Here is a 1,699-nt window from a genome sequence, read left to right as displayed (position 1 = left end):
GGCGCCGCCGACGACGATCTCGATCTCGTCAGCGACGAGGAGATGTTCGACCTCATCGACCGCGAACTCCGCGACGGCTGAGGCGTGAGACCCATGCCGACCGCCGTATCCACCGCCCGACCGCCGCACGACGTGAAGGACGCGCCATGGCCGAGGACGTAGCCAAGCTCCGCGACTATCTCAAGCGGGTCACCGTGGACTTGCGCAAGGCCCGGCGGCGCCTCCAGGAGGTCGAGGACCGGGCCGCGGAGCCGATCGCGATCGTCGGCATGGCCTGCCGCTTCCCCGGCGGGGTCGCCTCGCCCGACGACCTGTGGCGGCTCCTCGTCGAGGAACGCGACGCCATCGGCCCGTTCCCGACGGACCGCGGCTGGGACCTGGAGCGCCTCTTCGGCTCCGGCCCGGGCGGTACGACGACGGTGCGGGAGGGCGGCTTCCTCGCCGACGCGGCCGGGTTCGACGCGGAGTTCTTCGGGATCTCGCCGCGCGAGGCGCTGGCGATGGAGCCGCAGCAGCGGCTGCTGCTGGAGAGCGCCTGGGCGGCGCTGGAGCACGCCGGGATCGACCCGGCGGGGCTGGAGGAGGCGAAGGCCGGGGTCTTCGTCGGCCGGAACTACCACGAGTACGGGGCGCCGCTGGAGTATGCCCCCGGGTCGGTCGGGGGGCACCTGGTCACCGGGTCGGTGGCGAGTGTGGCGTCGGGGCGGATCGCGTACACGCTCGGGCTCTCGGGCCCCGCCGTCACGGTCGACACGGCCTGCTCGACGTCCCTGGTCACGCTGCACCTGGCGGCGCAGTCGCTGCGCTCCGGCGAGAGCGACCTCGCGCTCGCGGGCGGGGCGACGGTGATGTACACGCCGGGCACGTTCGTGGAGTTCGGCAAGCAGGGCGCGCTCGCGGCGGACGGGCGGTGCAAGGCGTTCGCTGCGGGCTCCGACGGCATGGGGATGGCGGAGGGCGTGGGCGTCCTCGCGCTGGAGCGGCTGTCGGACGCGCGGCGCCACGGGCACCGGGTGCTGGCGGTGGTCCGCGGCTCCGCCGTCAACCAGGACGGCGCCAGCAACGGGCTCACCGCCCCCAGCGGCCCGGCCCAGCAGCAGGTCATCTGGGCGGCGCTGGACAACGCGGGCCTGGGGCCCGGCGACGTGGACGCGGTGGAGGCGCACGGCACGGGCACGGAGCTGGGCGACCCCATCGAGGGCCGGGCGCTGCTGGCGACGTACGGGCAGGGGCACACCGCGGAACGGCCGCTGTGGCTCGGTTCTGTGAAGTCGAACATCGGGCACGCCCAGGCCGCCGCCGGGGTCGCGGGGATCATCAAGACGGTCCTGGCGCTGCGGCACGGGCAGCTGCCCCGGACGCTGCACGCGGACGAGCCGTCCCCGCACGTCGACTGGGAGTCCGGCACCGTACGCCTCCTGACCGAGGCGCGCCCGTGGCCGGAGGCGGATCGGCCGCGGCGGGCGGCGGTTTCGTCGTTCGGGATCAGTGGCACGAACGCGCACGTGATCCTGGAGGAGGCTCCGCAGGAGGCGGCTGTCGAAGAGGAGGTGCGTCCGGGCGCGTTGCTGTGGCCGTTGTCGGCGAAGTGCCCTGCGGGCCTGGCGGCCCAGGGGGAGCGGCTGGCGGCGTACGTCGAACGGCATCCGGAGACGGATCCCGCCGATGTCGCCCATACCCTCGCCGTGTCCCGGGCGGG

General features: G+C 74.6%; 1 protein-coding gene. It reads left to right on the top strand.

Going from position 1 to position 1,699, the window contains the following annotated elements:
* Nucleotides 1–146: 146 nt before the first annotated feature.
* Nucleotides 147–1,699, top strand: a 1,553-nt coding sequence (locus H5J30_RS31555; RefSeq protein ID WP_181790988.1) for a type I polyketide synthase, incomplete at its 3' end; no start/stop codon positions are given.

The organism is Streptomyces phytophilus (genome assembly GCF_013870535.1).
GTDB classification, from domain to species: Bacteria; Actinomycetota; Actinomycetes; order Streptomycetales; family Streptomycetaceae; genus Streptomyces; species Streptomyces phytophilus.
This window is presented reverse-complemented; position numbering and strand designations above follow the sequence as displayed.